Source organism: Desulfosporosinus lacus DSM 15449, from assembly GCF_900129935.1.
GTDB lineage: Bacteria > Bacillota > Desulfitobacteriia > Desulfitobacteriales > Desulfitobacteriaceae > Desulfosporosinus > Desulfosporosinus lacus.
Genome location: NZ_FQXJ01000047.1, coordinates 1 through 7,643 on the forward strand (window position 1 = coordinate 1; position 7,643 = coordinate 7,643).

The 7,643-nt window shown below is 38.5% G+C and carries 6 protein-coding genes and 1 rRNA gene; 2 read left to right on the forward strand and 5 right to left on the reverse strand.

Features of this window, described 5'->3' with window-relative positions; genetic code table 11:
• Positions 1 to 171 (reverse strand): 16S ribosomal RNA (locus BUB11_RS26370); the annotation flags it as partial.
• Between the two features lie 491 nt (positions 172 to 662).
• The gene (locus tag BUB11_RS26375; RefSeq protein ID WP_073033597.1) at positions 663 to 1,337 is read right to left on the reverse strand and encodes a peroxiredoxin; all 675 of its coding nucleotides are present in this window, start codon (positions 1,335 to 1,337) and stop codon (positions 663 to 665) included.
• A 557-nt stretch (positions 1,338 to 1,894) separates the two neighbouring features.
• Here BUB11_RS26375 and ilvA point away from each other — a divergent pair.
• Positions 1,895 to 3,103, forward strand: coding sequence for a threonine ammonia-lyase (gene ilvA, locus BUB11_RS26380; protein ID WP_073033599.1), 1,209 nt, complete (start codon positions 1,895 to 1,897; stop codon positions 3,101 to 3,103).
• Between the two features lie 66 nt (positions 3,104 to 3,169).
• Here the strand turns inward: ilvA and BUB11_RS26385 are convergent, their stop codons facing one another.
• Positions 3,170 to 4,384 carry a patatin-like phospholipase family protein gene (locus BUB11_RS26385; protein WP_073033601.1) on the reverse strand — a complete coding sequence of 405 codons (1,215 nt, stop codon included), beginning with the start codon at positions 4,382 to 4,384 and terminating at the stop codon, positions 3,170 to 3,172.
• Between the two features lie 385 nt (positions 4,385 to 4,769).
• On the opposite strand from BUB11_RS26385, the gene BUB11_RS26390 reads away from it, so the two are divergent.
• Positions 4,770 to 5,633, forward strand: coding sequence for an MBL fold metallo-hydrolase (locus tag BUB11_RS26390; protein ID WP_073033603.1), 864 nt, complete (start codon positions 4,770 to 4,772; stop codon positions 5,631 to 5,633).
• Positions 5,634 to 5,751: 118 nt separating this feature from the next.
• Here the strand turns inward: BUB11_RS26390 and BUB11_RS26395 are convergent, their stop codons facing one another.
• Positions 5,752 to 6,372, reverse strand: coding sequence for a DUF3793 family protein (locus tag BUB11_RS26395; protein ID WP_084110588.1), 621 nt, complete (start codon positions 6,370 to 6,372; stop codon positions 5,752 to 5,754).
• Positions 6,365 to 6,673, reverse strand: coding sequence for an NADPH-dependent FMN reductase family protein (locus BUB11_RS26400; RefSeq protein WP_073033605.1), 309 nt, complete (start codon positions 6,671 to 6,673; stop codon positions 6,365 to 6,367). The genes BUB11_RS26395 and BUB11_RS26400 overlap by 8 nt, the downstream gene beginning before the upstream one ends.
• Positions 6,674 to 7,643: the final 970 nt, after the last annotated feature.

A 7,643-nucleotide genomic window follows, 5' to 3' on the forward strand; every position in this document is an offset into this window, starting at 1 on the left:
CCCTCGTTTCCAAGGGTTGTCCCGGCTTTATGGGTAGGTTACCCACGCGTTACTCACCCGTCCGCCACTAAAAACTTCTCTAAGTAAACTTATTGAAATTCTCCGTTCGACTTGCATGTGTTAGGCACGCCGCCAGCGTTCGTCCTGAGCCAGGATCAAACTCTCCAAAAAAAGTTATCTCACTTCAATGAAGAAGATGATTCGCTCATGATTTCTTTTGAAACTCTTTCGAGTTTCTCTCATTGGCTGTCCTTGTTGTTTAGTTTTCAAAGACCATCATTTTCTTTGGCTGTTTAAGGCCAGAGTTGTATCTTAGCATTTTCAACTCTCGTTGTCAATAGCTAATTTACATTGTTCGGTTGAACAGTTCGAAGTTCTGCTGCAGTTCAACCACCGTGCGTCGTTTAGGCGCTTTGTTAGAATACCTCATTTATTCCGTGCTGTCAACTGTTTTTTTATTCATTTTCAGTTATTCATTTTGTTACCTTCATTTTGCCATGATTTTGGATTACATCTACTATTACTTTGATTTGCACGAATACTCTCGGAACCCCTTTTTTAATCTGTCAGTATAAGTCATATAAATAACTAAATTACCGCTGAATGAGTTGCACGCAGCAGTTCAATCAGCGGTTAAAATGGTTAACAATTAAGTCTAACCACTATTTTTCTCTTTTGAAACACATAAACCAGTCAAGACAATAAGTATCATCATCTTGATTTTCCATTCTTTCTTTTGCAGTGCCACAAGATCCTGCTGTCGGAACAACCACGTCATCTCCAGGTCTCCAGTCTGCAGGAGTTGCAACTCCATCTTTATCTGCCTTTTGAAGTGCAAGAATGATTCGCTTAATTTCATCAAAATTTCTACCAGTAGAAAGAGGATAATAAAGGATACAACGTATCTTAGCTTGCGGATCGATAACAAATACTGCTCTTACTGCCTGTGTATCGGATTGCCCTGGCTGAATCATACCAAACTTATTTGCTACATCCATTTTTATATCTTCTATTAATGGGAATGTAACCTCTATATTTTTCATCCCTTTATACTCAAGCTCTTGAATCTTTCTAAGCCAGGCAATATGTGCATATAAGGAATCTACTGAAAGTCCTATCAGTTCAGTATTTAACTCTTTAAACTCATCAATCATCGTTGCAAATGTCATAAATTCAGTCGTGCAGACTGGTGTGAAATCCGCAGGATGGGAGAACAAAATTACCCAATTCCCCTTATAATCTTCCGGAAAGTTAATATCCCCTTGGGTTGTTCTTGCTTTAAAAGACGGTGCTTCGTCTCCTATCAAAGGCATTCTGTTGAAATTTTCATTTTCCATGCTAAAAACCTCCTCATAATTTTTTCTTTTAAACTCTTGGCAGATCACGAAAAAGATTCGGTATGCATTACTTTCAATTAAGTAATAATTATTAATTTATTATTACTTAATTGAAAGTATAGTTCTAATGCAAATAATTGTCAATCATTATCCCTTAATTTTCATAATAATCTTTTGATAAGATACTCTTTCGCTCTTGATAGACCATGGGCTTTCCTTTTAATTTGCGAAGTCAACATCGACAAGTACCAAAAATAAATTGTGGCCCCAAAGGTGTCTAATAATATTCACGCATATTGGAAAAAATTAGTTCCCTCACTGTATCCTCCATCGGCCTGACGCTTACCCCTCTCCTCTTCAATCGACCATTTTAGACAATAATAAGAGCCGTGTTCCTTTGAACACGGCTCTTATTATTGATATTTCAATACTACATCAGGAAAGAAATTAGATAACCACAGTCTATTTGATTCCATTATATTTCCTCATAGATTGTACTCTAAATGAACAAACTATAATAAATGAAATATAGTATACTCTCAGGAAGGAACTAAACTATGGACATTTCTCTAGAAGACATTATAAAGGCAAAAGCGACACTCCGAGGAATTTCCTATAAAACAGCGTTAGTCCACAATCCCATCTTGAGTAGTCTCAGTGGTAATCAAGTCCACGTAAAGATGGAAAACCTTCAACGCACCGGCTCCTTCAAAATCAGAGGAGCGTACAACAAAATAGCTAATCTAACTGACAAAGAAAAGGAATATGGCGTAATTGCATCTTCTGCAGGTAATCACGCCCAAGGTGTCGCTGTAGCTGCAACTATTTACGGGATTGAGTCAACAATTGTCATGCCTTTGCATGCTCCTCTTTCCAAAGTAACTGCAACACGTAAGTATGGTGCAGAAGTCATTCTTTACGGCGAAGTCTATGACGAAGCTTATAATGAGGCCCGACGCATTCAGTCAGAAACCCAAGCGACGTTTATTCATCCTTTTAATGATCCACTGGTAATTGCAGGTCAGGGAACCATTGCTTTAGAAATCCTTGATGAGCTACCCGACGTTGAAGTCGTCATCTTACCAATTGGCGGAGGTGGATTGATTTCAGGTGTCGCCTTAGCACTAAAGACTTTAAATCCTGCTATAAAAATAATAGGGGTACAGAGTAAAAACAACCCTTCGATGTTAGAATCGATAGCCAATCATCGCGTAATGACAATCGATGGCATTCCAAGCATTGCTGATGGGATTGCTGTGAAAACACCCGGTGATCTAACCTTTAAACTTGTAAAACAATATGTTGACGATATCGTAACCGTCGACGAGGACGAAATAGCCAGTACAATGCTTTTGTTCTTGGAAAGTGCTAAAGTGGTTGCGGAAGGTGCTGGTGCTACTGCAGCCGCTGGGATCATACATAGTCTATCTCATTATAAAAATCGTAAAATGGTTGCCGTGTTGAGTGGAGGAAACGTCGATGTTAACATCCTTGCGCGCACGATCGACAAAGGACTTGTCAAGAATGGGCGAAAGTGTTTTCTTACGACTGTTATTAGCGATCGGCCTGGCGCTTTAGCACAACTTTTACAGTTGATTGCAAGCAAGGGGGCCAATGTCCTGGCAGTTACACACCGAAGGGAAACCTTGGATATACCGATCAGTTATGCCAAGGTAGAGCTCGAATTGGAGACTATCGATCCGGCCCAGGTACATACAATCAAAGAATTGCTCGAGGAAAATTATTACCGAGTTATAATACAGTAAAGAAACGGTTATCTGGATCGGTTAGTGAAGATTAACGCGATAAAGGTTTGGACAATGTACTATTTGTTAAAACCACCCTAACCTTAACTCTAAAAGAAATATCTTTGATATTTCTTTCAAAGCAACATCGTTTGAAAGACTTAATTTAAGCTTTGTTGTTTTTGCGATCTCGGAAACGATGGAACTGCGCGTGCTTACTCCATTGCTGTTATTGCTTTTGATTGCTTCCAAAAAACTTAATAGACTCCAAATTTTGTACTTTTCGATTCCATTTCCTTCTGCCATGTGTTCTAAAACTCCCAGCAAAATATCCTGATAAGTAGAGGTGGCAGAAAAACCAAGCATACGTGATAAAGCTGGCAACACTTGTTCAAAAAGCAGTCTCTTTGGTTCCATCTGCGGTAAATGCATGATTCTACCCATTTCATATATTGCATCTTCTGACACAGACAATAAACTGTTGAAAATCGAATCGTTGTCAACAGGCTCAATATAGTAATTTCTACCTTTAAGACCTCTAATGACACGCATGGTGTCAAAATAGCCCATTCTTAGATTTGTCTGAATAAGGTTTTGATCAAAATTCAAAACCATTCCTAAATCTCCCGAGGGGATAATATTGGTCACTTTTACATCTGCATCTTCTAGTTTTCTTGTTAGTCCTATTCCCAAAGTTCTTATCGCTATTACTTCTTTATATCCTTTTCTGATTAGAAGATTGATCGGACAATTATCATAAAAACCTCCATCTATATAGAACTTGCCCTCTATCGGTTCTATTTTAAATGCGGGGAAATTTGCACTTGCCATTAAATAGTCCACTAACTTGCCGTAAGGGATGTCTTCCTTGTAAAGCTCTAAAGGTTTCAAATCTGAGACAGAGACTGTAACTAAGCCAAAGTCAATTTTCGATCTGCGCAGTTTTTCTTCCACAACGATATTGTTCAATGTTTCCCGTATCTTTTTCGTATCAAGGCCTCTGTTTTCGAAGATATCCTTTATTTTTGAGAACATGTAAGAAAGAACATCCTTATCAATTTTTCTATTTAAAAATTTCTGTATCTGTATTTGATCAATATCAAATAAAAAGGAAGTATCCATCCTTTGCCACCATTGATACCCAATCTCAAAATCCCCTTGCGCAATAATGGCGCCATTGAGCGCTCCAATGGACGTGCCTGTTATTCCATCAAAATAATAACCTTCGTCAAAATACGCTTTTACGGCACCCATATGAAAGGCGCCTTTTACACCGCCGCCTTCTAAAGCTAAGCCAAGCATAAATACACTTCCTTTTGCACCAGTATGGATTCAAGATTCTCACAACCAATGACCACGATAATTCGTTCTTAAATTGAAGCATCTGAGCGATCTTATTAGTTTTACCCTTTAACCAGCGAAACAAAACGAATTTAAGTTCATTAGAAAACTAATAAGAAATTGGCTTTAGACCAGTTATGACTAAAACCAGTATCCTCATCAAACTTCCGCACCTCTATAACTCCCCTCATTCCCGCAATTACAAGGCAAGTCCAGCTAAAAGGATAAGATGGCTAACTGAGACCATATTAAGATAGCATTATTTCAATGAGTATATCCAGATCTTTGTTAACGTCCCTTTAAAAGGTATAATGTTGATAATCATTCATTCTGGAGGAGGGGCATAATGATTATTCAAGAAATAGGAACAAGAGGTGTCATCTTCACCTACGAAGATGATATTTCAGTGTATTTAATCAAAGGAGATCATCATTATGTGTTGTGTGATACGCACTTAGGTCCGCTATCTATGAATATCATAAAGGAATATCTCTTGAACCGGATAGTATCCAAAGAACTCCTAGTCTTTAATTCTCATTCCGATTGGGATCATATCTGGGGAAATTGTGCTTTCGAAAGTGCAAAGGTCATTGGGCATGAAAAGGCAAAAACACGTATGCAAGAGATCGGCGAATATGAATTGAACCGTTTAAGAAAATTCCATAACGGAGAAATTCAACTTAAGTATCCTAACCTTACGTTCAGCGAAAAGCTTATTTTAGAAGATGAGGATATTGAATTCATCTATGCCCCAGGGCATACGATTGATTCTTCGCTATGCTTTGATCGGAGAGATTCAGTATTATTTGTCGGAGATCTTGTTGAATTTCCTATTCCCTATCTTGATTACTATGATCTCGATGAATTTATCAAAACTCTAGAGTACATTAAACATTTCCCTGCAAAAACCAAACTTGCGGCTCATTCCGGTATTGTGAGTGAAGAAGTAATCGAGCGTAATCTATCTTACATTCAAGCTATTCAATTTCATCTGCCAATCACATCCGAGATGATTGGCTCATCCACCGAAGTCCATCAATATAACCTGAATAATCGTTTACTCTTGAAGTACGAACCACTCATTCGAGAAAAGTTCGGCAATAACTTTGACTATACATCTTATAAGTCCAACTTTTTGGACTTAGGACAAGTAAATTCGGAGGATTTTAAAGCAACACTCGATAAATACCTTAGAGGGCTGAAAATCTAGTTTCGTCACAAAACCAGTTATCTTGTTTTTGCTATCCCTCTCCTTGTTTCTTCAATGGATTCTCAATATATTTCTCTGCTGTAATTTACTTATTATTATATAAAGTAATAAGCATCTATCACTGTGTCTGAATTGGGGCGAAACTTCGCTTCCCATATAGGAGTGAGGAAAACACATCTACTCTAGCCCTATCATAAGAGGCAAAAATTGACTTAGCCTTTTCAGGATTATGATATACTTTCCAGTAGCTGTTTAGCAAGCAACCTTTACCTCCATTTTGAATAAAGCCAACAACATCTTCCAGTGGAATGCCTAGAAAGATTCCAACTTCGTGCGGACAAGACATTTCGAATCGCCTTTTAAGCAAAGATAGGTACTCGTCCAAAACTAACTTATTCGGATATCCTAAGGCTTTAAGGAAATTTCTGTTTTTATCATTCAATAAAGTTTGTTTTAATAGTAACCTATTAAATAGAATCACAAGTACTCTTCTGGGGCATTTTCGAATTTCAATGTATTCTAGCTGTAGTTTAGCCACTATTTCTTCTTTATTGGCTTCCCAAAGACTGTAAAGATCACGGCAATTATGCGAGAAAGAAAGCAAATTGGACGGCTTTCTCCCGGCAATGGTTGGCGCCGTCCAGTAAGCTATGGTCGAGCATAAATAATCCTTGTCATCCTGAATATTTTGGAGACTCACCATATTCACTATCTCATCAACTTTTATATTATTATTCATTTGAATTACCTTTATTGTTCATAATCAAACCCTCTGGTTGCACTACCACACCAAAAGCCTTCATTCTTTCTTCCCAGTAACTTAACCACTGTCCATCGGCCCAGAAGTCTTCTGAGCTAATCGTAACGAAACTTCTATTCTCGGCAGTCGCCTGTAAATCAAGATTCCTAGAGATTTTGCCTACCTCGCCCTTTTGCAAATTATCATATATTTCATTAACTCCTTGTGCTACCTCCTCAGCCATCGATTTTCTATCACATGTATTGCTCCAATATTTTATATTTTTTGCTACCACTCTCATTGAAACAACAATCCTTTCATATTTTATTATTAAGTATATCGATAACTATTATCAATTAATGGGTGAACTTCTTTTAGTATTTTATAAGTTCTGCTGCGCTTGGAAAAAATTAATTATCCCTTGTCATAAAAGGCGATGTAAGTTGTTATTACATAAAAGGTCAAAATCATTATGATTTGCAGATCAACGACTATTCTGTTGCATCAAAATCCTGAGAAGGCTTTCTTTAAACCGCTTTACTGTATATTTTACTACATTTCTTTTGGCGTGTAAATGATAACTATTATCATTTACACGCCCCTATACTCTTGCCAGTTTGAATCGAACAGAGGACCCGCAGGTTTATTTTAGAAATAAAAGGAGCTAATACTCTGTGCATAGAGTATTAGCTCCTTTTGCCTTGGGACACGTTATGTGTTCATGTTTATGTAGTGTGACATTATACACAGAAAAACTACCTCGTTAGAGATAGTTTTTCGCTTGTTACCTGGCGATACGAAAGGCACGATAGTGTCCTGTGACGAAAGCCTCCAGTGGAGGTTTCGCCGAAGCCGCGATCCCCAAAGAATACTAATCGGCGTAGGATGAGTATCGCCGAGCCACCCACCCCAAAGAAACACTTCGTGGCGAAGGGGAGCCTTTCGCCACATTGCGACTTGCGACGCAAACTCCAGCAATGTGGATCCGAACGGGTGGAACCCCGACTCTCCAAATTCGTCGGCGCCGACGAATTTAAGACGCCCCAGATAAAGTGGCAAGGATGACAATCGAGTAGGAGGGGGTGACTAACCCCCGTCCTCTCACACCACCGTGCATACCGTTCGGTACACGGCGGTTCAGTTGATAATGAGATGTGCTTGTGCCTTGTATTGCCTATCTATCTCCACTAAGCGTTCTTACTGTTTGTTTTCGATTTCCAATCTATCTTCAAGTAAGTAACCTCTTTCGAGCAACTGCTATTCTCGTGTTT

Bases quoted from the DNA above. Each gene is read 5' to 3' on its own strand.
- BUB11_RS26385 (WP_073033601.1), bottom strand. From the start codon at position 4,384: ATGCTTGGCTTAGCTTTAGAAGGCGGCGGTGTAAAAGGCGCCTTTCAT.
- BUB11_RS26375 (WP_073033597.1), bottom strand. From the start codon at position 1,337: ATGGAAAATGAAAATTTCAACAGAATGCCTTTGATAGGAGACGAAGCA.
- ilvA (WP_073033599.1), top strand. From the start codon at position 1,895: ATGGACATTTCTCTAGAAGACATTATAAAGGCAAAAGCGACACTCCGA.
- BUB11_RS26400 (WP_073033605.1), bottom strand. From the start codon at position 6,673: ATGAGAGTGGTAGCAAAAAATATAAAATATTGGAGCAATACATGTGAT.
- BUB11_RS26390 (WP_073033603.1), top strand. From the start codon at position 4,770: ATGATTATTCAAGAAATAGGAACAAGAGGTGTCATCTTCACCTACGAA.
- BUB11_RS26395 (WP_084110588.1), bottom strand. From the start codon at position 6,372: ATGAATAATAATATAAAAGTTGATGAGATAGTGAATATGGTGAGTCTC.